Annotated in this window: 21 protein-coding genes; 13 read left to right on the forward strand and 8 right to left on the reverse strand. The window is 65.3% G+C overall.

The window, feature by feature from the left end:
• Nucleotides 1-308 precede the first annotated feature (308 nt).
• From IB259_RS27415 to IB259_RS27440, 6 genes are all read left to right on the forward strand, one after another.
• The gene (locus IB259_RS27415; RefSeq protein WP_088143668.1) at nucleotides 309-1,322 is read left to right on the forward strand and encodes a LacI family DNA-binding transcriptional regulator; all 1,014 of its coding nucleotides are present in this window, start codon (nucleotides 309-311) and stop codon (nucleotides 1,320-1,322) included.
• 38 nt (nucleotides 1,323-1,360) lie between these two features.
• Complete coding sequence (locus IB259_RS27420) at nucleotides 1,361-2,158, forward strand: phosphodiesterase (RefSeq protein WP_175181659.1); 798 nt, start codon at nucleotides 1,361-1,363, stop codon at nucleotides 2,156-2,158.
• A 116-nt stretch (nucleotides 2,159-2,274) separates the two neighbouring features.
• On the forward strand, nucleotides 2,275-3,330 hold the full coding sequence (locus tag IB259_RS27425; RefSeq protein ID WP_175181658.1) for an ABC transporter ATP-binding protein: 1,056 nt from the start codon (nucleotides 2,275-2,277) through the stop codon (nucleotides 3,328-3,330).
• A 27-nt stretch (nucleotides 3,331-3,357) separates the two neighbouring features.
• Nucleotides 3,358-4,653 carry an ABC transporter substrate-binding protein gene (locus IB259_RS27430; protein ID WP_054455591.1) on the forward strand — a complete coding sequence of 432 codons (1,296 nt, stop codon included), beginning with the start codon at nucleotides 3,358-3,360 and terminating at the stop codon, nucleotides 4,651-4,653.
• A gap of 14 nt (nucleotides 4,654-4,667) precedes the next feature.
• On the forward strand, nucleotides 4,668-5,543 hold the full coding sequence (locus IB259_RS27435) for a carbohydrate ABC transporter permease (protein WP_054455593.1): 876 nt from the start codon (nucleotides 4,668-4,670) through the stop codon (nucleotides 5,541-5,543).
• Nucleotides 5,540-6,340 (forward strand): carbohydrate ABC transporter permease, encoded by an 801-nt coding sequence (locus tag IB259_RS27440; protein ID WP_042795754.1) that lies wholly within the window; start codon nucleotides 5,540-5,542, stop codon nucleotides 6,338-6,340. The genes IB259_RS27435 and IB259_RS27440 overlap by 4 nt, the downstream gene beginning before the upstream one ends.
• A gap of 75 nt (nucleotides 6,341-6,415) precedes the next feature.
• Here IB259_RS27440 and IB259_RS27445 read toward each other — a convergent pair whose 3' ends face one another.
• Nucleotides 6,416-6,733, reverse strand: a complete 318-nt coding sequence (locus IB259_RS27445) for a hypothetical protein (RefSeq protein WP_054455595.1) — start codon at nucleotides 6,731-6,733, stop codon at nucleotides 6,416-6,418.
• Nucleotides 6,734-6,822: 89 nt separating this feature from the next.
• Nucleotides 6,823-7,170: a DUF1840 domain-containing protein gene (locus tag IB259_RS27450; RefSeq protein WP_054455597.1), complete on the reverse strand. Its 348-nt coding sequence runs from the start codon at nucleotides 7,168-7,170 to the stop codon at nucleotides 6,823-6,825.
• A gap of 321 nt (nucleotides 7,171-7,491) precedes the next feature.
• On the opposite strand from IB259_RS27450, the gene argS reads away from it, so the two are divergent.
• The 5 genes from argS to IB259_RS27475 all read left to right on the forward strand — a co-directional run bounded on the left by argS (nucleotide 7,492) and on the right by IB259_RS27475 (nucleotide 12,951).
• On the forward strand, nucleotides 7,492-9,174 hold the full coding sequence (argS, locus tag IB259_RS27455; protein WP_192330624.1) for an arginine--tRNA ligase: 1,683 nt from the start codon (nucleotides 7,492-7,494) through the stop codon (nucleotides 9,172-9,174).
• A 9-nt stretch (nucleotides 9,175-9,183) separates the two neighbouring features.
• Nucleotides 9,184-9,936 (forward strand): SPOR domain-containing protein, encoded by a 753-nt coding sequence (locus tag IB259_RS27460; protein ID WP_054455601.1) that lies wholly within the window; start codon nucleotides 9,184-9,186, stop codon nucleotides 9,934-9,936.
• A gap of 81 nt (nucleotides 9,937-10,017) precedes the next feature.
• A complete protein-coding gene (locus IB259_RS27465) occupies nucleotides 10,018-10,647 on the forward strand; it encodes a thiol:disulfide interchange protein DsbA/DsbL (RefSeq protein WP_054455603.1) in 630 nt (209 codons plus the stop codon).
• Between the two features lie 136 nt (nucleotides 10,648-10,783).
• Nucleotides 10,784-11,995, forward strand: a complete 1,212-nt coding sequence (locus IB259_RS27470; protein ID WP_119449842.1) for an ABC transporter substrate-binding protein — start codon at nucleotides 10,784-10,786, stop codon at nucleotides 11,993-11,995.
• On the forward strand, nucleotides 11,974-12,951 hold the full coding sequence (locus IB259_RS27475; RefSeq protein WP_054455605.1) for an alpha/beta fold hydrolase: 978 nt from the start codon (nucleotides 11,974-11,976) through the stop codon (nucleotides 12,949-12,951). The genes IB259_RS27470 and IB259_RS27475 overlap by 22 nt, the downstream gene beginning before the upstream one ends.
• A gap of 21 nt (nucleotides 12,952-12,972) precedes the next feature.
• Here the strand turns inward: IB259_RS27475 and metC are convergent, their stop codons facing one another.
• On the reverse strand, nucleotides 12,973-14,166 hold the full coding sequence (gene metC, locus IB259_RS27480; RefSeq protein ID WP_054455607.1) for a cystathionine beta-lyase: 1,194 nt from the start codon (nucleotides 14,164-14,166) through the stop codon (nucleotides 12,973-12,975).
• Between the two features lie 82 nt (nucleotides 14,167-14,248).
• A complete protein-coding gene (locus IB259_RS27485; RefSeq protein ID WP_054455609.1) occupies nucleotides 14,249-14,974 on the reverse strand; it encodes a nitroreductase in 726 nt (241 codons plus the stop codon).
• Nucleotides 14,975-15,108: 134 nt separating this feature from the next.
• On the opposite strand from IB259_RS27485, the gene IB259_RS27490 reads away from it, so the two are divergent.
• Nucleotides 15,109-15,735 carry a LysE family translocator gene (locus IB259_RS27490; protein ID WP_054455611.1) on the forward strand — a complete coding sequence of 209 codons (627 nt, stop codon included), beginning with the start codon at nucleotides 15,109-15,111 and terminating at the stop codon, nucleotides 15,733-15,735.
• 182 nt (nucleotides 15,736-15,917) lie between these two features.
• Nucleotides 15,918-16,946: a tripartite tricarboxylate transporter substrate binding protein gene (locus IB259_RS27495; RefSeq protein WP_192330626.1), complete on the forward strand. Its 1,029-nt coding sequence runs from the start codon at nucleotides 15,918-15,920 to the stop codon at nucleotides 16,944-16,946.
• 104 nt (nucleotides 16,947-17,050) lie between these two features.
• Here the strand turns inward: IB259_RS27495 and IB259_RS27500 are convergent, their stop codons facing one another.
• Genes IB259_RS27500 through IB259_RS27515 form a run of 4 tightly spaced genes read right to left on the reverse strand, consistent with a single transcriptional unit; the run spans nucleotide 17,051 to nucleotide 21,746 of the window.
• Nucleotides 17,051-18,022 (reverse strand): tripartite tricarboxylate transporter substrate binding protein, encoded by a 972-nt coding sequence (locus tag IB259_RS27500; protein ID WP_192330628.1) that lies wholly within the window; start codon nucleotides 18,020-18,022, stop codon nucleotides 17,051-17,053.
• Nucleotides 18,023-18,034: 12 nt separating this feature from the next.
• Nucleotides 18,035-19,513 (reverse strand): aldehyde dehydrogenase family protein, encoded by a 1,479-nt coding sequence (locus IB259_RS27505; protein WP_225596950.1) that lies wholly within the window; start codon nucleotides 19,511-19,513, stop codon nucleotides 18,035-18,037.
• Nucleotides 19,468-20,460: a 2Fe-2S iron-sulfur cluster-binding protein gene (locus tag IB259_RS27510; protein ID WP_370528715.1), complete on the reverse strand. Its 993-nt coding sequence runs from the start codon at nucleotides 20,458-20,460 to the stop codon at nucleotides 19,468-19,470. The genes IB259_RS27505 and IB259_RS27510 overlap by 46 nt, the downstream gene beginning before the upstream one ends.
• Nucleotides 20,457-21,746, reverse strand: a complete 1,290-nt coding sequence (locus IB259_RS27515) for a cytochrome P450 (RefSeq protein ID WP_175212865.1) — start codon at nucleotides 21,744-21,746, stop codon at nucleotides 20,457-20,459. Before IB259_RS27515 ends, IB259_RS27510 begins: the two co-directional genes overlap by 4 nt.
• Nucleotides 21,747-21,751 lie beyond the last annotated feature (5 nt).

Below are 21,751 nucleotides of genomic sequence, written 5' to 3' on the forward strand. Positions count from 1 at the left end.
TCCTCTTTACCGGTACCGCGCGTGTCGCACGGCAGCTAAATACGCACCCGGTCCCCTTTGACCGAGGATCCGCCTTTATGCGCGGCATATTGCCGCGCAGTTCGGATGGACCGACTCCAGCCATTGTGCGCGCTGCGTCAATTGGGACAAACACCGAAAAAGCCGCTTTTTCCCGGGAAAATCGCATGCCGCGCCATGGCAATTTATTGTTGCGTCGGCATCAGCATAGCGCAAACCCGTGCAATACAAAGGTCATATTTGTCGAGTAATATGAAATCGTTTTCACGAATCCCGGCAGCACTCCCGCCATGGCCTCGCGCTCGTCGCCCCGCTTTTCCATCATTGAAGTGGCCCGCAAGGCCGGGGTGTCCCCGGCAACGGTTTCGCGCGCGTTCAACCAGCCCGAGATCGTTCATCCCGACACGCTCGCACATATCCGCAACGTCGCCAAGCGCGCGGGCTTCCGGCCCAATCGCGTGGGCCGCAGCCTGCGTTCAGGCAGCACGCGCACCATCGGCCTGATACTGCCCACGCTATCCAATCCCGTGTTCGCCGAGTGCTTCGAAGGCGCGGAACGGCGCGCGCGGGAATCGGGCTACAGCGTCATGCTGACCGCCACAGGCTACGATCCTGCGGTGGAATCCGCCGCGGTCCAGGGCCTGATGGACCATCAGGTCGACGGCCTGATCCTGACGGTCGCCGACGCCGCCAAAAGCGCCACGCTGGATGATCTGGACCATGCCGGCATACCCTACGTGCTGGTCTACAACGAGTCCGGTGCCCATCCCTTCGCGTCGGTCGACAATCGCGCCGCCGCCAGCGACATGGTGGCCCACCTGGCAGCGCTGGGCCATCGCCGCATCGCGCTGGTCACGGGTCCGCTGACTGCATCGGACCGCGCCCGCCGCCGGCTGACGGGCGCGCGCGCCTGCGCCAAGCGCCTGGGCCTGGACGACATCCAGCACATCTCCATGAGTTCGCACACAGGCAGCGACCTGGATGCCCTGAAGGCTGCGCTGCGCGGCAAGCAGGCGCCCACCGCCTTGTTCTGTTCCAACGACCTGCTGGCCACGGCCGTCATCGCGGACCTGGTGGGCCTGGGGCTGTCCGTGCCCGCCGATATCTCGGTGTGCGGCTTCGACGGCATGCGCTTTGGCGCCTTGCTGACGCCGCCCCTGACCACCGTAGCCCAGCCCAGCGACGGCATTGGCGAGACGGCCTGCTCGAACCTGCTGGCGCAGATCCAGGGCCAACCGCCGCATTCGGACCGCCTGCCGCACTGCATCGTCGTAGGCGGCACCGCCGCGCCGGTGCGCCGCTGAGGTCTTTTCCTACAACACTATTCTTCGGTACATGCGTCATGCTCATCGCACAAATCACCGACCTGCACATGCGCACCCCGGGCGACAAGGCCTACGGCATCATCGATCCGGCGGCGTTCCTGGCGCCCGCGGTGCGCGCGCTCAATGCCCTGACCCCGCGCCCCGACTGCGTCCTTATCACGGGCGATCTGACTGACCTGGGCCGCCCGCACGAATACCAAGTTCTGCGCGACCACTTGCAGGCGCTGGAGATTCCGTATTTCCTGCTGCCCGGCAACCACGACGACCGCGCCCAGCTGCGCGCGGCCTTCCCCGACCACGGCTATCTGCAAGGCGAAAGCCCGTTCATCCAATACGCCATCGAGACCTATCCGTTGCGCATGCTGGCGCTGGACACGGTGGTGCCCATGAAGAGCCATGGCGAACTCTGCCAGGACCGCCTGGACTGGCTGGCCGCGCGCCTGGCCGAACAGCCCGACCGGCCCACGTTGGTTCTGATGCACCATCCGCCTTTCCTGACGGGCATCGAACATATGGACGCCATTGGCCTGCTGGCTGGCGCGCCCGAACTCGAACGCATCGTGGCGCGCTTTCCCAACGTGGAGCGCGTGCTTTGCGGCCACCTGCACCGCACGATCTTCCAGCGCTTCGGCGGCACCATCGCGTCCACCTGTCCAGGCACCGCGCATCAGCTTGCGCTGGAACTGGGGCCGCGGCCGACGCTGCAATACATCATGGAACCGCCGGGTTATCAGTTGCATTGGTGGCAAGGCAAGAACCTGGTCACGCACCACGCGGTCATTGGGGAATACCCCGGCCCGTACCCCTTTGCCTGAGGCCCTAGACTACGAAAGTTTGTCCTGCCATACATCCGTCATGTTTGCGCTGCACAATGAAAAGGTTTTCATAACAGGCAACAATGCGGATCTAACTATTAGATCTTCGAGACAGCATGTCATCCATCGTTCTGGATAATCTCACCAAACAATATGGCAACGCCGCCGCGATCCATGGGGTGAGCTTCACGGTTCCCGCCGGCAGCTTCACGGTCCTGCTTGGCCCGTCCGGCTGCGGCAAATCCACCACCTTGCGCATGATTGCCGGGCTGGACACGCCGACCTCTGGCACCATCCACATCGGCGACCGCGACGTCACCCAGCTGCCGCCTGCCAAGCGCCGCATCTCGATGGTGTTCCAGTCGTACGCCCTGTTTCCGCACCTGTCGGTGCGCGAGAACATCCTGTTCGGTCTCAAGGTGCGCAAGGAGCCCGCGCGCGACTACGACCGCCGCCTGCAACGCGTGGCTGGCCTCTTGGGCCTGAACCATCTGCTGGACCGCAAGCCCTCGCAATTGTCGGGCGGCCAGCAGCAGCGCGTGGCGCTGGGCCGCGCCGTGATCTCCGAAGCGCCGGTGTGCCTGATGGACGAACCGCTGTCCAACCTGGACGCGCAGCTGCGCCATGAAATGCGCCGCGAGATCCGCGCCTTGCAGCAAGACCTGGGCATCACCATGGTCTACGTGACGCACGACCAGACCGAAGCCATGAGCATGGCCGATCAGGTAGTGCTGCTGCGCGGCGGCAAGATTGAACAGCACGACACGCCCGACGGCCTGTATGCGCGGCCCGCCACCGAATTCGCCGCGCGCTTCATCGGCACGCCGCCCATGAACCTGATCGGCCTGAGCTCCGCGCAGGGCGCCACCATCATCGCCGGCACGCAGAGCCGCGCCATCGCCGGCGCCCCCGCGGGCGCCGTGAAGCTGGGCGTGCGTCCCGAACACATCCGCATCGACGCCAACGGCGTTCCCGCCACCGTGGAAAGCGTGGAGTACTTCGGCGCGGACTCCATCGTGGTCTGCCGCGTGGGCGACACCAGCGGCGTGGCCGTGCGCGTGGGCGGTCACTTGCGCGCCGGCACGGGCGAAACACTGGGCCTGTCCTGGCAGGACGGCCAGCAGCACTTCTTTGCCGCCGATTCGGCGGTCATCAACTCCGCTGGCCGCTAGGGCCCGTACACAGGAAAGGAAACCAACATGCGTCGCATCGTACTGAAAACCCTGGCCGCCAGCCTGGCCGCCGCCTGCCTGTCGCTGCCTGCGCAGGCGCAGAACAAGCCCGTCGAGGTGGAGTTCTATTACCCCGTCGCGGTCGGCGGCCCGATCACCAAGATCGTCGACGACATGGTGGCGGATTTCCAGAAGGAGAATCCCGACATCAAGATCAAGCCGATCTACGCCGGCTCCTACCAGGACTCCATCGCCAAGGCGCTGACCGCGCTCAAGGGCGGCACGCCGCCGCAGCTGGCGGTGCTGCTGTCCACCGACATGTTCACGCTGATCGACGAGGACGCCATCGTCCCGATCGACAGCCTGGCCAAGAGCGACGCCGACAAGAAGTGGCTGGGCGGCTTCTATGACGCCTTCATGCAGAACAGCCGCACCGGCGGCCATACCTGGGGCGTGCCGTTCCAGCGTTCGACCATCGTCATGTACTACAACAAGGACCTGTTCAAGGCCGCGGGGCTGGATCCCGAGCGCGCGCCGGCGACCTGGGCCGAACTGGTCGAATACGGCAAGAAGCTGACCAAGCAGGACGCCTCCGGCAATACCACGCAGTGGGGCATCGAGATCCCTTCGGGCGGCGCCTTCGCCTACTGGCTGTTCCAGGCGCTGACCACGCCCAACGGCGCGATCCTGATGAACGAGGCCGGCAACGAGGTCTACCTGGACAAGCCCGCGGTGGTGGAAGCCGCGCAGTTCTGGCGCGACCTCTCGGCCAAGCACAAGATCATGCCGACCGGCACCATCGACTGGGGCACCACGCCCAAGGACTTCCTGGAAAAGAAGGCCGCCATGGTCTGGACCACGACAGGCAACCTGACCAACATCCGCAAGAACGCGGACTTCCCGTTCGGCGTCGCCATGATGCCGCAGCAAAAGCGCGGCGGCAGCCCGACCGGCGGCGGCAACTTCTATATCTTCAAGAGCGGCACGCCGGCGCAGCAGCAGGCCGCGCTGAAGTTCGCGCAATGGGTCACCACGCCCGAGCGCGCCGCCGACTGGAGCATCGCCACGGGCTACGTGGCCGTGACCCCGGCCGCCTGGCAGACCGAAAAGATGAAGAAGTACGCGCAGGAAGTGCCGGCCGCCGCGGTCGCGCGCGACCAGCTGGAAGTCAGCGTGGCGGAGTTCTCCACACATGAAAACCAGCGCGTCACCAAGACCCTGAACGACGCCCTGCAGGCGGCCCTGACCGGTTCCAAGACGCCGCAACAGGCCCTGACCGACGCGCAACGCGAGGCCGACCGCATACTGCGTCCCTACAAGTAAAGCCGACAAGCACGATGAGCCGCTCTTTAAACGCGCTTTATGGCTGGCTGCTGTTGCTGCCAGCCATCGTGCTGCTCGCCGCCTTCACGCACTACCCGGCGGTGGCGACGCTATGGCACAGCTTTTTCTCCACCCCCAAGGGCGCGCGCCCCGCGCGCTTCGTGGGGCTGGACAATTACGCCGTCATGCTCGACGACCCGGTGTTCTGGCAGTCGCTGTGGAACAACCTGTGGTTCGCGCTGGGCACCATCCCCACGTCCATCGGCATCGCGCTGATTATGGCGCTGTGGGTCAACCGCAACCTGAGCGGTCGCGGTTTCCTGCGCATGGCCTACTTCACGCCCACGGTGCTGCCCATGGTCGCGGTGGCCAACATCTGGCTGTTCTTCTACACGCCGCAATACGGGTTGATCGCCCAGGTGATGCAGCTGTTCGGCTCGCCAGGCCCCAACTGGCTGGGCAACCGCGAGACCGCGCTGCCCGCGCTGATGCTGGTGACGGTCTGGAAGGAGTCCGGCTTCTTCATGATCTTCTACCTGGCCGCCCTGCAGACAGTATCGCCGTCGCTGCGCGAGGCCGCGATGCTGGAAGGCGCGTCGCGCTGGCAGTACTTCCGCCGCATCCTGTGGCCGCTGCTGATGCCCACCACCCTCTTCGTGCTGATCAATGCCCTGATCAACGCGTTCCGGTTGGTGGACCACGTGGTGGTCATGACGCGCGGCGGACCGGATAACGCCAGCACGCTGCTGCTGTACTACATCTACCAGGTGGGTTTCAGTTTCTGGGACACGGCTTACGCCGCCACGCTGACCGTCGTGTTGCTGGTGGTGCTGGCGCTGACCGCGCTGGTCAAGTTCCGCTGGCTGGACCGCAGGACGCACTATCAATGAAAGACAAGCTCGATACCCTGGGCGCCTGGGCGCTCGGCCTGCTGTGGATCCTGCCCCTGGCCTATGCCATGTGGGCGGCGTTCCATCCGCCCGCCTACGCAACCCGCTTCGACCTGTTCGCCCCGCTGACGCTGGACAACTTCGTGCGCGCCTGGCACGCGGCGCCGTTCCCGCGTTATTTCCTCAATACCTTCCTGCTGGTCACCATGGTGCTGGCGGCGCAACTGGTGCTGTCGACGCTGGCCGGCTACGCCTTCGCGCGCTTCGAGTTCCGCGGCCGTGATTTCGTCTTCATGCTGGTGCTGCTGCAGCTGATGATCATGCCGGACGTGCTGCTGGTGGAAAACTACCGCTCCATGAGCCAGCTGGGCATCCGCGACACGGTGTTCGCCATCGGCCTGCCTTACTTTGCATCCGCCTTCGGCATCTTCCTGCTGCGCCAGACCTTCAAGACGGTGCCTCGGGAACTGGAAGAAGCCGCGCGCATGGAAGGCGCCAACGCGCTTCAGGTGCTTTGGAAGGTTTATGTGCCGCTGGCCAAGCCGATCTACGTGGCCTACGGGTTGGTATCGGTCAGCCACCACTGGAACAACTTCCTGTGGCCGCTGATCATCACCAACTCGGTCGAATCGCGGCCGCTGACGGTGGGCCTGCAGGTGTTCTCGTCCACCGACCAGGGCATCGACTGGTCGGTCATCACGGCCGCAACGCTGATGTCGGCGGCGCCGCTCCTGATCGCCTTCCTGCTGTTCCAACGGCAGTTCGTGCAATCTTTCATGCGGGCTGGCATCCGCTAGTCCCGCCTGCGGGACCGGCTCAAATGAAAACTGCCCCTACGGGGGCAGTTTTGCTTGGAGATGAGGCCGGGTCGCTCAGTAACCTACCGTCAGCCCCGGCAAATCCACCGTGATGCGCGGGCGTTCCAGCGCCAGCGCCAGGTGCTCCGCGAACTCGCGAGCCTCTTTTTCGTCGGTGGACAGGGTGTCGTAGCCCAGCGCGTCGGCCACGCCCAGCACCTTGTCCAGCAGCAGGACCTTGCCGCTGGGACGCAGCGGTTCGCAACCCAGCGTTTCCCAGGCGCTGTCGAACCAGTCGCGCGCATCGCTCTGGCGCTGCGGCGAGGGCTCGACGCTGGCCGAGAGGTCAAGCGAACGGCGGGAGTCGAAAACGATGGTGATGTCGCTGCGCATGTCAGGGTTCCTTGGGGTGGCGTCAGGCGAGTAGGGTAGGCAAAAAACGCCGGGCAGATTGTCCGCCCGGCGACATTGGGCTCGCCGGCTTACCAGCCGCGCGACACCTCCCAGGTGACTTCGGCGTTTGCCGCCAAGGACTGGCGCATCATGTCCAGCAGGGGAAAGGCGCGTTCCTTCAGGCCCACCATGCGGGCCATGGGCGAGGCCGGGGCCTTGTCCTCGTCTTCTTCCTCGGAGCCGTCATGGGCGCTCTGGTATTCGTCGATCGCGCGCTCGATGCCGCTGATGGCCGGCCCCAGCTGCTCGACGGTGAAAACGCCGCGCTCCGGGATCTTGTCCTTGAAGGACTTGCCGGCCGCCAGCAGCAGCGCGCCGGCATGGTCGGTCAGCATCAGAACCTCGGCCACGACCTTGGAATGAAAGGTGATCAGCATATTCCAGTCTCCCACATTGATTACTTACATACACTACCGCAACACCAGGGGGCTGCCAACTGGCCCGGGGCAGCAGGCCCGATGGACCGGCCCCATCCGTCCCCCCGGACCTGCCGCCGCCGCGTCCGCGCCCCTGGCGCAGGCCGGTCCGATGGCCAAATCAAGCTATGATTCAGGAGATTCCCGTGACAGCGGGACCTGACGCGGCCATGAATCCGGCGCGCGCGGTCCGCCCGGCTACGCCGCCCCTGTCCGCTCCGCCCGACAGGTCCGGCCTGTGCGGGCGCGTCCGTCACTAACTCAGAACTTCTCCAGACGCCCATGCTCCTCGAGCAACAAAAACAGCTTATCTCCCTGATCCAGGCCGCCGTCGCGCAAAGCCTGCCCGACGCCGTGGCAAATGTGCTGCTGGAGCGCCCCAAGGTCGCCGCCCACGGCGACGTCGCCACCAACGTGGCCATGCAGCTGGCCAAGCCGACCCGCCGCAACCCGCGCGAACTGGCCCAGGCCATCGTCGACGCCCTGATGGCGCAACCCGGCGCCGCCGGCCTGATCGAGTCCGCTGAAATCGCCGGCCCCGGCTTCATCAACCTGCGCATCACCGCCGCCGCACGCCAGGCCGTCATCGCCGCCGTGGCCGAGCAGGGCGCCGCCTTCGGCCGCGCGCCGCGCAACGGCGAGAAGATCCTGGTCGAATTCGTGTCGGCCAACCCCACCGGCCCGCTGCACGTGGGCCATGCCCGCCAGGCCGCGCTGGGCGACGCCATCTGCCGCCTGTATGACGCCATCGGCTGGGACGTCACCCGCGAGTTCTATTACAACGACGCCGGCAACCAGATCCAGAACCTGGCCATCAGCGTGCAGGCCCGCGCCCGCGGCCTGACGACCGATTCCCCCGAGTGGCCCGCCGACGGCTACAAGGGCGACTACATCGCCGACATCGCGCGCGACTTCCAGGCCGGCGCGACCGTCCACTCCGATGGCGTGGACGTCACCGCCACGGGCAACGTCGACAACCTGGACGACATCCGCGTCTTCGCCGTGGCCTATCTGCGCCGCGAACAGGACCTGGACCTGCAGGCCTTCGGCCTGGCATTCGACAATTACTACCTGGAAAGCTCGCTCTACACCTCCGGCCGCGTCGAAGCGACCGTCAAGGCGCTGATCGCCGGCGGCCACACCTACGAGGAAGGTGGCGCGCTGTGGCTGCGCACCACCGAACTGGGCACGGGTGACGACAAAGACCGCGTCATGCGCAAAAGCGAAGGCGGCTACACCTATTTCGTGCCGGACGTGGCCTACCACAAGGCCAAATGGGAGCGGGGCTTCCATCGCGCCGTAAACATCCAGGGCAGCGACCACCACGGCACCGTGGCGCGCGTGCGCGCCGGCCTGCAGGCGCTGGAAGAGGGCATTCCCAAGGAGTACCCGGCCTACGTGCTGCACAAGATGGTCAAGGTCATGCGCGGCGGCGAAGAGGTCAAGATCTCCAAGCGCGCCGGCAGCTACGTGACCATGCGCGACCTGATCGACTGGGTGGGCCGCGACGCGGTGCGCTACTTCCTGATCCAGCGCCGCGCCGACACGGAATTCGTGTTCGACGTGGACCTGGCGCTGTCCAAGAGCGACGAGAACCCCGTTTATTACATCCAGTACGCGCACGCCCGCATCTGCTCGGTCATCAACAACGCCGCCATGCCGGCCGCCGACGTGGCCCAGGCCGACGCGGCGCTGCTGACCGCGCCGACCGAATTCGCGCTGATGCAGCGCCTGGCCGAATTCCCCAACGTGGTGGCGCTGGCGGCGCAGGAACTGTCGCCGCACCACATCGCCTTCTGGCTGCGCGACTGCGCCTCGGATTTCCACGCCTGGTACAACGCCGAGCGCGTGCTGGTCGACGACACGGCCCTGAAGCTGGCCCGCCTGCGCCTGGCCTCGACCACGCGCCAGGTGCTGGCCAACGGGCTGGAGCTGATGGGCGTATCGGCGCCCGAGCGGATGTAACATCGGTTCATGGCAACCAAGCGCAAAACCACCCGCCGCTCCTCCGGCGAAAGCGGCAGCACCCTGTACGGCGCGCTGGCCGGCTTGCTCATCGGCCTGATCGTGGCCGCCGTCGTCGCCTTCTACGTCACCAAGGCGCCAGTGCCCTTCGTCGACCGGGCCAGCCGCCAGGGCGACAACGGCAAGCTGCCGGACCCGCGCCAGGCGCCGGACCCCAACGCCGGCCTGTACGGCCGCGACGGCGGCGCCGGCACCCCTTCCACCGGCCCGACCGCCACGGCGCCCGCGCCGCTGCCTGGGGCCGGCACAGGCCAGGCCAGCGGACCCGCCGCCTCCAAGGGCGATGACACCCCCGCCAAGCTGGACGACCTGGGCGCGCTGATCGCCACCCTGCCTACGTCCAAGGCGCCCGCCGCGGCTTCGGCCGCGCCGTCCGCCGCCCCCAGCCAGGCGCCCACGCCTATCTCCAAGGCCGCCCCCGCCGCTGCGCCCGCGCCGGCTCCCAAGCCGGCCGCCACCGCCTCCGCGGCCAACGGCACGTATTACCTGCAGGCCGGCGCCTTCCGGGGCGAGAACGACGCGGAGTCCCTCAAGGCCCGCATCATCCTGCTGGGCCTGCCGGTGGCGGTGCAAAAGGCCGAAGTGAACGGCAAGCCCATCAATCGGGTCAGGGTGGGGCCCTTTGCCCGCCTGGACGACATGAACCGGGCGCGCGGCCGTCTGGGCGAGAACAAGATCGAAACCGCGGTGGTGCGCCAGTAATGTGGGCCGCCGCGCACGCAAGCATTGAACTTATCCGGCCCCGGGCCTGTCTGTAACTTTTTACTCAGGAACCTCTCATCCATGCTGTCCCCCAAGATAATCCGCATCCTGGCCGCGGCCGCGCTGACCGCCACGGCATTCTTCAGCCCGGCAAGCCACGCGCAAGGTACGCAGCAGTCCATCGCCATCAATCCGCCGCTGCCGTCGGACACCCCGGGCAAGATCGAGGTCCTGGAATTCTTCGCCTACACCTGCCCGCACTGCGCCGCCATGGAGCCCATGGTTGAAGACTGGGCCAAGACCGCACCGCCGGACGTGGTGCTCAAGCAGGTTCCGATCGCGTTCAACGCCGGCATGAAGCCGTTGCAGCAGCTCTATTACACGCTGCTCGCCCTGGACCGCCCGGATCTGCACCCCAAGGTCTTTGCCGCCATCCACGGCGAGCACAAGCGCCTGTTCGACAAGAAGGCGATGGGCGAATGGATCGCCACGCAGGGCGTGGACCGCGAGAAGTTCGACTCGGTCTTCGATTCGTTCAGCGTGCAGACGCAGGTGCAGCGCGCCACCCAGCTGGCCGACGCCTACCGCATCGACGGCACCCCCTCGTTCGCCGTCGGCGGCAAGTTCATGACCTCGCCGGTCATGGCGGGCAACAGCTACGAAGGCGCGCTGAAGGAAGTGACCCGCTTGATCCCGCTGGCGCGCAACTGATACTTTCCAGCCGGAATCCCGAACGCCCCGAGCCTGCCGGCCGGGGCGTTTTTCTTTGCGGTTCCCGCCCGAGCCCGCGCTACACTTTCCGCACAACAAATCGCCGCAACAGCGGCACACAATGGGTGGAAGACAAATGAAGCAGCGATTCCCGCGCAAACGCGCGATGCTGGGCCTGTGCCTGGCGCTGGCCGCCGGCCTGGCGCAAGCCAACGAAACCGACGGCGTGAAGATCGGCGTACTCACGGACATGGCGGGCGTCACCGCCGACGCAACCGGCCGCGGCTCGGTCGAAGCCGCCCGCCTGGCCATCGAGGAAATGGGCGGCACCCTGCTGGGCAAGCCGATTTCGCTGGTCTCGGGCGACCACCAGCACCGGCCCGACATCGGCAGCGGCATGGCGCGCAAGTGGTACGACACCGACGGCGTGGACGTGATCGTGGACGTGCCCAACTCGTCGGTCGCGCTGGCGGTGCAGGGCATCGCGCGCGACAAGAAGAAGCTGGTGCTGTTCTCCAGCCCTGGCACCACCGCGCTGACCCAGGCGCAGTGCTCGCCCTACGGCGTGCAATGGACCTACACCACCTACGCGTTGTCGCGCGGCACCGCGACCGCCGTGGTCAACGAGGGCAACAAGCGCTGGTTCATCCTGGCGTCCGACTACGCCTTTGGCAAGCAGCTGGCGGCCGACACCGAGGCCGTGGTCAAGGCCAACGGCGGCGAGGTCGTCGGCACTGTCTACCACCCGCTGAACGCGTCGGACTTCGCATCCTTCCTGTTGCAGGCGCAGGCCTCCAAGGCGCAGATCATCGCCATCGCCAACGCGGGCGGCGACACCATCTCGGCCATCAAGCAGGCCGCGGAATTCGGCATCGGCGGCGCGCAGCAGCTGGCGGCCATGCTGCTGCTGATCACCGACGTGCACAGCCTGGGCCTGCAAGCCGCGCAGAAAACCTATCTGACCGTGCCGTCATACTGGGACATGAACGACGGCACGCGCGCCTTCGCCAAGAAGTTCGAGGCCCGCGTGGGGCGTCCGCCCACCTTCCTGCAGGCCGGCGTCTACGGCTCGGTGCGCCATTACCTGCAAGCCGTGAAGGCGGCAGGCACGGTGGACGCCGATGCCGTCATGGCAAAGATGAAATCGCTGCCCATCGACGACCCGTTCAGCCTGAACGCACGCATCCGCGAAGACGGCCTGGTGGTGCGCGACATGATGCTGGCACAGGTCAAGACGCCGGCGCAGTCCAAGGCGCCCTGGGACTACTACAACATCGTGCGCAACATTCCTGGCGCGGCGCTGGCCTGGCCCTTGTCGGAAAGCCAATGTCCTCTGGTCAAGCCATGACGCAAGCGCCGCCCGAGGCAGTGGCCCTGGCCGACTTCGGCAGCTTCTACGCGGGCGGGCGGCAGGTGCGTATCGACGGTCTGCCGCAGCGCGAGATCGCCTTCACGCAGAGCGCATCGCTGGCGTATGACCCCAACGGCCTGTATCACTTCGAGCAGGCCTACGTGCAGTACTTCATCCCGGCGCGCCTGGCGCATCCGCTGCCCATCGTGCTGCTGCATGGCGGCGGCATGACGGGCGCGATGTGGGAGCAGACGCCCGACGGCAGGCCCGGCTGGATGCAGCACTTTCTTCGGCAGGGACATGCGGTGTACGTCGTGGACAACGTCGAGCGTGGCCGCGCAGGCTGGGCCCCGTTCACACAGGTTTGGCCCGAGCCGCCCATCATCCGCAATGCCGAGGAAAGCTGGACGCTGTTCCGCTTCGGCCGCGCCGAAGACTACGCGGCGCGAAGCGCGTTCGAAGGGCAGCGCTTTCCGGTCGCCGCGTTCGACGAATTCATCCGCCACGCGGTACCGCGCTGGCTGGGCAATAACGATGCGGCCCTACGGGGATTCTGCGCGGTGCTCGACCGCGTCGGACCTTGCCTGGTGATGGCGCACAGCCACGGCGGCGAAGTCGCCTACCGCGCGCTGCATGCGCGGCCGGACCTGGTGCGCGGCGTCATCGGCATCGAACCCTCGGGCTACTCGTCCGAGGTAACGGCCCAAGCCGTGGCGGACAAGCCCTTTCTGTTCGTCTATGGCGACTACCTGGACGCGACGCCGCTTTGGGAAAAGCTGTGCGCCACCGGCCAGGCCTATGCCGATGAGCTGGCGCGCCAAGGCGCCCGCGTACAAACCTGGCGCCTGGCCGACATGGGCATTGCCGGCAATTCGCACATGCCCATGATGGACGACAACAGCGACGACATCGCCGCGCGCATCGGCGCGTGGATACGTAGCGCGGCCGCCTGAGGCCGCCGCGCCTTGCGTCGTTCAGCCCTGGACGGCCGCGGCTTTTTCCAGCGCCTGGGTCAGGTCGGCAATGATGTCGTCCGGCGATTCCAGGCCGATATGCAGCCGCACCAGGGCGTTGTCGCCTTCGCCCCAGTAGCGGTGCTTGGCCAGGTCCTTGCCCGACACCAGCTGCACCAGGCTTTCGTAGCCGCCCCAGGAAAAACCGATGCCGAAAAGCGTCAGTGAATCCACGAACACGCGCGCCGCCGCCGGCGACAGGCGAAGCTCGACGGACAGCATGCCATTGGAGCCGGTGCAATCGCGCTGCCACAGGGCGTGGCCGGGATCCTGCGGCCAGGCCGGGTGGAACAGGCGCACGGTCTCGGGACGGCTCTTGAAGAACTCGCACACCTGCAAGGCATGGCGCGCATGCTGGGCCATGCGGATGGGCATGGTGCGCACCCCGCGCAAGGCCAGCCAGGCGTCGTCAGCGCTGATCGAATAGCCCATGGCGTACTGCGTGCGGTTGAGCTTGCGGGCTATCTGTTCGTCATTGGTGACGACGGCGCCCAGCATCAGGTCCGAATGCCCGCCCACGTACTTGGTGCCGGCGATGACAGACACCTGCGCGCCCAGCGTCAGCGGACGGTAGATGTAGCCCGAACCCCAGGTGTTGTCGGTGGCCAGCACCAGCCCGTGGCTCTGCGCGAAAGCGGCCATGGCGCCCATGTCCAGCATCTCGAACAACAGCGATCCCGGCGACTCCACGTACAGCAGCTTGGTGTTGGGACGCACCAGCGCTTCGAGATCCTCGCCAGCCGCGAAGTAGGTGATCTCGATGTTCATGCGCTTGAGCACCGCGTCGTCGAGTTCGCGCATCGGACCATAGACGCAGTCCGAGATCAGCGCGTGGTCGCCGGCCGAGCACAGGGCCATCATGACCATGGTCATCGCCGACAGGCCCGAGGACGCCAGGTAGCAATGCGTACCGCCTTCGAGCTGGGTGAAGACTTCTTCCAGCGCCGCATGCGTGTCCATGCCCATGCGCCCGTAGGTGGAGGCGCGGCCGCCTGCCGCCTTGTCGCGCTGGGCCTTTTCAAGCGCGGCGAGGTTCTCGAAGCGCACCGTGCTGGCCCGCATCGGCGGCAGGGGCACCGGCGCCGTGCCGGTTTCAGGGTTGAACGGGGCGGTGCCTGCGTGCTGCAGAAGCGTATCGATGTGTTTGGTGGGCATCTTCAGTGGACTGCTTGCGTATGGACAGGGGCGGAATAAAAGCGATCAGGATGAACCATATCAGGCCAGGCGCAGCCTGTCCCTATTCGCCGATCCAGGTAACGGTTTCGGATTGCGGGGCGCGGCTGGTGCGATAGCTGTTGGCGGGGTGCGCCGTGTCGGCATAACCGAAGGAAATGCCGCAGACCACGCGGCGGTCCGCGGCGATGCCGAGTTCCTCGCGCAGCACTTCCGGGTACATGGCCAGGGATGCCTGGGCGACGGTCGCCACGCCATTGGCCTGGGCCGCCAGCAGGAAATTGGCCACATAGCCGCCGCAATCCATCGCGCCGTATTCGCCCAGCGCCTCGTCGGTGGTGATGATGGCCACGTGCGGCGCGTCGAACAGCTGGAAATTGCGCATTTCCTGGCGGCGGTATGCCTCGCGGTCGCCGCGCGCCACGCCGACCGCGCCATACAGCTGGAAGCCTGATTCGCGCCGACGAGCCAGGTACTCGCCCTGATACTCGCGCGGAAACGGAAAATCCGGCGTAAAGCCAGACTGCTCCGCGCGGCGTTGCAGCGCGTCGCGCAGGCGTTCCGTACCCGCGCCTTCGGTGATCGTCACCTGCCAGGGCTGGCAGTTGCACCAGGACGCGGCGCGCTGCGCCAGATCCAGGATGCGCTCGATGGTGCCGCGCCCGACCGGTTCGGGCAGGAAGGCGCGGCAGCTGTGGCGCGCATGCAGCCACGCCTCGAGCGCGGCATCGGGGCGTGCGTCGGCGGCCTGCAAGGGCTGCGGGGAATGCGGCATGGCGGATGGTGGCATGGCGGTTGTCTCTCCTGATCGGGTCGCACACGCCCCGCCAGGGACGCATGCGGCATGCATGATGGGCACGTCTTTCCCTTTATGATGCCACTTCCGGCCTTCCGAAGCCGGTCGAACCGTTCCAGGCGACCCCCATGCTGCCCATCGACACCCTGATCGCATTCTTCGGCATTGCCGTCCTGCTGGCCCTGACTCCAGGGCCGGACAACCTGTTCGTGCTGATGCAATCCGCCATCTGGGGACGCAAGGCCGGCATGTTCGTGGTGCTGGGGCTGTGCACGGGGCTGCTGGGGCATACGGCCGCCGTGGCCGTTGGGCTGGCGGCCGTGTTCGCGGCCTCGCCCATGGCCTTCACCGTGCTGAAGCTTGCGGGCGCCGCCTACCTGGCCTATCTGGCATGGCAGATCCTGCGCGCGCCGGTCGAACCCGAGGACGGCAAGCGCCCCGAACCCATGAAGCCCGGTGCGCTGTATCGCCGCGGCATCGTGATGAACCTGACCAATCCCAAGGTCCTGCTGTTCTTCTTCGCCTTCCTGCCGCAGTTCACCTCACCGGCGCTGGGCCGCGTGGGCTTGCAGACCATGCAGCTGGGCGCGGTGTTCATGGTGTCCACGCTGCTGGTGTTCGGCGCCATCGCGTTCTTCTCGGGCGCGTTCGGGGAACTGCTGCAGCGTTCGGTGACGGCCAAGCGCTGGTTGAACCGGATCGCCGCGCTGGTGTTTGTCGGGTTGGCCGTGCGGCTGGCGACCGCCTCGCGTTGAAGAGGCGGCGAAAACCCTTCCCGACCCACCTGCGCTGCGCGCGCCCTGTGTATTTCCCATATGTACATGCGGAATTTGCAGTTTGCGGACCGGCGCCCACAGTCCAAGATTGCCGCACCGCCCCAACACAGGCCTAGGCATGGACGCCGATAGCCACCTCTTGCGGCGCAAGGAGAGTGGCCATGAAGCAAAACAAACATTTGTACTGGAAACCCGCTGCCCAAGCGCTGGCGGCGGTTGCCACACGGGTCGGATTGCTTGCCGCCGCGCTGGCTATCCTGCCCTTGTCCGCGCGCGCCCAGACCGACTATCCAACCAGGCCCTTGCATCTGATCGTGCCTTACCAGGTCGGCGGGCAGGTCGATACCATCGCACGCTCGGTTGCCGAAGGCCTGGGCAAGCGGCTCGGCCAGCCCGTGCTCGTGGAGAACAAGCCTGGCGCAAGCGGCATCATCGCGACCAATTACGTCGCCAAATCAGCCCCGGACGGCTACACCCTGCTGTTGACGCTGGCCTCCCCGATCACCGCCAACCTGGTGCTCTTCAAGAAGCTGCCCTACGATCCGCGCACCGAGTTGCGGCCGGTCTCCGATGTCGCCAAGGGTACGGGAGTGATCGTGATCAACAGTGCGTTACCCGTCAGGAACATCGATGAGCTGATCGCGTATGCAAGAAGGGAACCAGGCGCGCTCCGAATGGGATCGTGGGGACCAGGCTCCACGCCGCACCTCATTCAGCACTACATGAACAAGACCTACGGCATCGACATCCTGAACGTACCCTACAAGGGCGAACTGCCGATCATGACGGCGTTGCTTGGCGGCCAGATCGACGTTGCCCTGGCCTCCGTGTTCACGCTCAAGCAGCCCCTTGCCACCGGCAAGATACGGGCCCTCGCCGTGCTCGGCAGCAAGCGGATCAGCAGCCTGCCGGACGTCCCAAGCATGGCCGAGTCGGGCTACAACGATGACGCTTACCGGGCCATTGCACCGACGACGCTGCTGGCCCCGGCCCAAACGCCCGCACACGTCGTCGAGCGGCTGGGTCGCGAGGTCAGCGCTACGGTGCAGAGCCCCGAGGTCCGCGACAGGCTGCTCGCGATGGACCTGGAACCGATCGGGAACCTGCCCGACGAAGCCCTGGCCGAGTACCAGACCTATCTTCCGATCATCCTCAAGCTGAACGCCGACACGGGCGTAACGCTGGACTGAGACGGCGCTCAGGCAGCCGAAAACCGACGATGCCGCATGAAGAGATTCCGTATGTGCATCGTCGCATTCCCGTTCTATGCGCGCCGACGCTTGTTGCCGGCGGCCTACTGCGGTTCGATACCGGCCGCCCGAATCTTTGCCCCCCAGACCTCGAACTGATCCCTGACGAATTCCTCAGTCTTCTGGAGAGGCAGGTAATCGACTTCGCTGCCATGACGTGCAAGCTGCCTTTTCATGGCGGGCTGGGCCAACGCCCTCTCAAGCGAGGCGCTTTGCCGCTGAACAATCTCGTCGGGAGTACCGGCGGGCGCGAAGAACGCCGCCCAGGCAACAGTCTCCGAGTCCGGAAATCCCGCCTCGACGATGGACGGGATATCGGGCAGCAACGCCGACCGGGCGCGTGATGTGACCGCAAGCGCCCGCACACGCTTGGAATCCAGAAACGGGCGCGCGGCCGCGACACTAGCAAAGGCAAAGGCCACTTCGCCGACGACGACGTCTGTAATCGCAGCGGCCTCGCCCTTGTACGGGACCGCAGTCATAGGCACGTTCGCCTGCTTGGCAAAGAACGCCCCAGCCACCTGAGCCGTGCTATTGCTATAGGCGTAGTTTGCGGCCGCTGGGTTCTGTTTCATAAAGGCGACCAGTTCGCCAAGCGTATTCATGCTGCCGTCGCCGCGCACGACCAGCACGAAGGGCGTTCTGGCGACCAGCGCGACGGCGCGGAAGGCCTTGGCGGGATCGAATGGAAGCTGCTTGAACAGTGCCGGCGCGGCGGCATTCGTGGTGTTCGTTCCAAACAGCAGCGTGTAGCCGTCTGGCGCGGCCGTCGCCACGGCTTCGGTTCCAATCAGGCCATTTGCACCACCGCGGTTTTCCACCATCACCGCCACCCCCAGGTCCTTCCGCATTTCCTCGGCCAGCAACCGGCCGACGATATCCGCCGCGCCTCCGGCGGCGAACGGTACGACGATCCGAACGGGACGGACAGGATACGGCTGGGCGAGGGCAGAGCTTGCGCTCCAGGTTGCCAACAGCGCCAGAACCGGCATGAAGAGCATCCGCATGCGCATCATTGCATTCCCGTTTCAGGCGCGCCGACGTTTCATGGATATCGTCTGCGCCAACGTGTACTCCAACAACCCCTCGATGCCGTTCTCCACACCCAGGCCCGACTGCTTATGCCCTGCCATTGGCCTGGAAGGAGAGAGCGCCAGCGTGCCGTTAACCGATACCGTGCCGGCGTTGAGCCGGCAGGCGATAGCCAGAGCCTGCTCCTCGTCAGGTCCCCACACGGAGCCGCCTAACCCAAATTCGCAATCATTGGCGCGCGCCACGGCCTCATCCACGTCCTTGAATTTGAGCAACGGCAAGATCGGACCGAACGGCTCCTCTTGGACCACGCGGGCGGTGTCCGGAGGGTTGTCGACCAGCGTCACCGGAAAAAAATACCCTTTGCCCGCCGGGATCTCGCCGCCCGCGAGAATTCGGCAACCTTGGGCGCGGGTCTCGGCAAGCAATCCCTTCAAATGCTCGAACTGCTGCCTGTTCTGCACGGGACCGAGCTTCACCGCGGCGTCCATGCCACGGCCCATCGGCGTCTGGCTGGCAATGCGTGCCAGCGCCCCGGCCAGGCGTTCGTAAATGTCCTCGTGGATGTAGAGCCGTTTGATCGCAACGCAGACCTGCCCGCTATTGATAAACGCTCCCCAAAACAGCGTCGACGCAATCTCCTCGACATCGCAGCCCGGCAACACGATGGCCGCGTCATTGCCGCCGAGTTCAAGGGTCAGCCGCTTGAGGTTGATGGCCGCGCTTTCCATGACCCTACGGCCGGTACGCGTGGAGCCCGTGAAGCTGATCTTGTCGATGCCAGGATGAGAAGACATCCACGGTCCGAGCGCATCGCCGCCACTGATTACATTGAGCACTCCCGGCGGCAGCACGTCACGCAGCAACTCACCGAGCTTCAACGTGGCCAACGGCGTAAAGGGCGATGGCTTCAGCACCATCGTGTTGCCCGCCAACAATGCTGGCGCAATTTTCCAGAGCGCGAGCAACAGCGGAACATTCCACGGCACGATTCCGCCAACGACTCCGATCGGGACGCGCCGCACCTGCACCAGCATGTCCGGGGTGTCCTCTAGCGTTTGCACCGGCAGATCAAGCTTGGCGAATTCGGCGCACCAGTATGCTGAGCGTGCGACTTCCTTGCGCGCATTCTCAAGCGGCTTGCCTTGCTCCCGCGTCAGCAACTGCGCCAAAATCTCCTGGTTGGCGACCAGAGTCTGCCCGATCCTGACCAGAAAATCCTGACGCTGGGCAATAGGCGTGCCAGACCATTTCGAAAACGCCTTGCGCGCGCTTTCCACGGCCTGGTCGAGCTGCGCACGCGTAGCGTCCGGCGCGACGGCAACAATCTCTTCCGTTGCCGGGTCTACGACATCCAGGGTGGCGAACGAAGGAATCGCGGCGCCACTGACAGTCATGCTGAATGGATCTTCGATATTCATGGCGTTCCTCAGATATCCAATATCAGCAAAGGCGATTTCGCGCGCGAGCAGCATGGCGTGAACTGGTCGCCCGCCGCGTGTTCATCATCCGTGAGGAATACATCGCGGTGATCCGGAACGCCTTCCACGATCCGTGTCACGCAGGTGCCGCACGAGCCCTCGCCGCAGGACGTGTAGATATCGATGCCGGCCTCCTGGAGCACCGCTGCGGCGCTGCGGTCAGCAGGGATGCGCAATAGCTGGCCGGTGCTGGCGATCTTGATGTCGAAGGCTTGGTCGTTGGCCGAGTCGATTTCTTTGCCGCCGAAGTACTCGAAGTGGATTTGCTCTCGAGCGAGACCTGCCTCGGCCGCCTCTCGACACACCCAATCGATGAATCCAGCAGGGCCGCAAACGTAAACATGCGTGCCCGCATCGGGTTGCGAAAGCAACCTGGCAAGATCGAGTTTCTGATCCACGCTACCGTCGTCGTAGTGGCATTGCACCTGCCGTGAGAACGCGGCTTGCTCGATTCGTCCACGAAAGGCAGTCTTGCCAACGCTGCGGGCGCAGTAGTGGAGTTCGAAATTTCCTCCGGCAGCGTGCAGCGCTTCCGCCATGCTCAACAGCGGAGTAATGCCGATGCCGCCGCCGATCAGGATGCTGCGCCTTGCCTCTTGCAACGGAAAATGATTGCGGGGCTCGCCAATTTGGATCATCGCACCCTCGAGGCAGCGATCGTGGATCCATTCGGAACCGCCGCGCGACGAGGCCTCAAGCAGTATCCCGATGATGTAGCGGTCGCGCTCCTGCGGCGCGCCGCAGAGGGAATACTGACGAACCAGGCCCGTTCCCGCGTGCACATCGATGTGAGCGCCCGCCGAAAATACGGGTAGCAAGCCTCCTGCGGGATCTCGCAATTCCAGGCTGACGATGTCCTCGGTTTCCTGCGTGCGCCGCGTGACGCGCACCTGAAGTGTCTTTGTCGTACTCATGCCGATGCCGCCCTTGTCTGGATTCAATGCAGCTTGTAGCGGATCGGCAGCCGCTTCGGCCCGCTGACAAAATTCGAGGCGACCAGTTCAAGCGGGCCGGCTGGCTCAACCGATTGGAGCCGCGGAATCATCGTCTCGAACAACACTCGCATTTCCATCCTGGCCAGGTGTTGCCCGAGGCATACGTGGGCGCCGATGCCAAAGGCTAGATGGCGGTTGGGCTTGCGATCGATGCGGAAGGAGAATGGGTCTTCGAATATCTCTTCGTCGCGGTTTGCCGAGCCGTAGCACAGCATCACCCAGTCCCCCTTTCTGATGGTCCGGCCGCGGATCTCGACGTCCGCGGTCGCACAGCGCATGAAATGACGGACCGGAGAGGCAAAGCGCACGGCCTCCTCGATAAAGGCCGGTATGAGAGTGTTATCGGCCTTCAACCGCGCCAACAATTCGGGAGATTGGGTCAGCGCCCACATGGCGGTGGCCGTCGACGACGAAGTCGTATCATGGCCGGCCGTGGCGATGATGACGTAGTAGCCCAAGCGATGCATGTCGCTCAGTGGCAACCCATCGATTTCAGCGTTGGCCAGCAGGCTGGCCACGTCATTGCGCGGATTGGCCCGGCGGTCGGCAGTGAGGGTGTCAAAGTACTGCCGGAAGTCGGCGATTACCGCCTTTTTCGCCTCGGCCTTGGCCTTCAAATCCATGGAGGAGCCCTTATTGCGACTGAGTTCGGGGTCATCTCCGCCAAACAGCTCTTGCGTCAACGTCAGCATGCGCGCCTCGTCCTCGGACGGCACGCCCAGGATGTCCATGATGATATGCAGGGGATAATGCACCGCCACGTCACGCGCGAAATCAACGACCTCGCCGCTCTGCACAGCCATTTTGTCGACCGTAGCTTTGGCGAGCGCCCGCATCCGCTCGTCGAGCTTCAGGATGCTGTTGGGCATGAACCATGCCTGAGTCAGCGCACGCAGCTTTTTGTGCTCGGGATCATCGAGCCGGATCAGTGATTTGGTGAGATCGCGATTGCCCGTCGTGGCGATCATGTGCTCGATGGTCGCCCGCGGCAAGCAGACGACGGGAAGATCCGCATTGTGGAAGGTCTGGCTATCGCGCCCGATCAGCGAGACGTCGGCATGCTTGGTCACGACCCAAAAGGGATCATAGCCTTCTACCTGCGCCCGGCCCAACGGGTTGTTCGCACGCGCCCAGGCGTAGGCGGCATGCAGCCGCTCCAGGTCGGCATGGACCTTGGGATCGATGATTGCATCCGCTATATGCTGCGGCAAGATTGCGTCGGGAAGACTCATGGTTT

Origin of the sequence: Achromobacter sp. ACM04 (genome assembly GCF_014851465.1) — a bacterium.
Taxonomy (GTDB): Bacteria; Pseudomonadota; Gammaproteobacteria; order Burkholderiales; family Burkholderiaceae_B; genus Achromobacter; species Achromobacter aegrifaciens.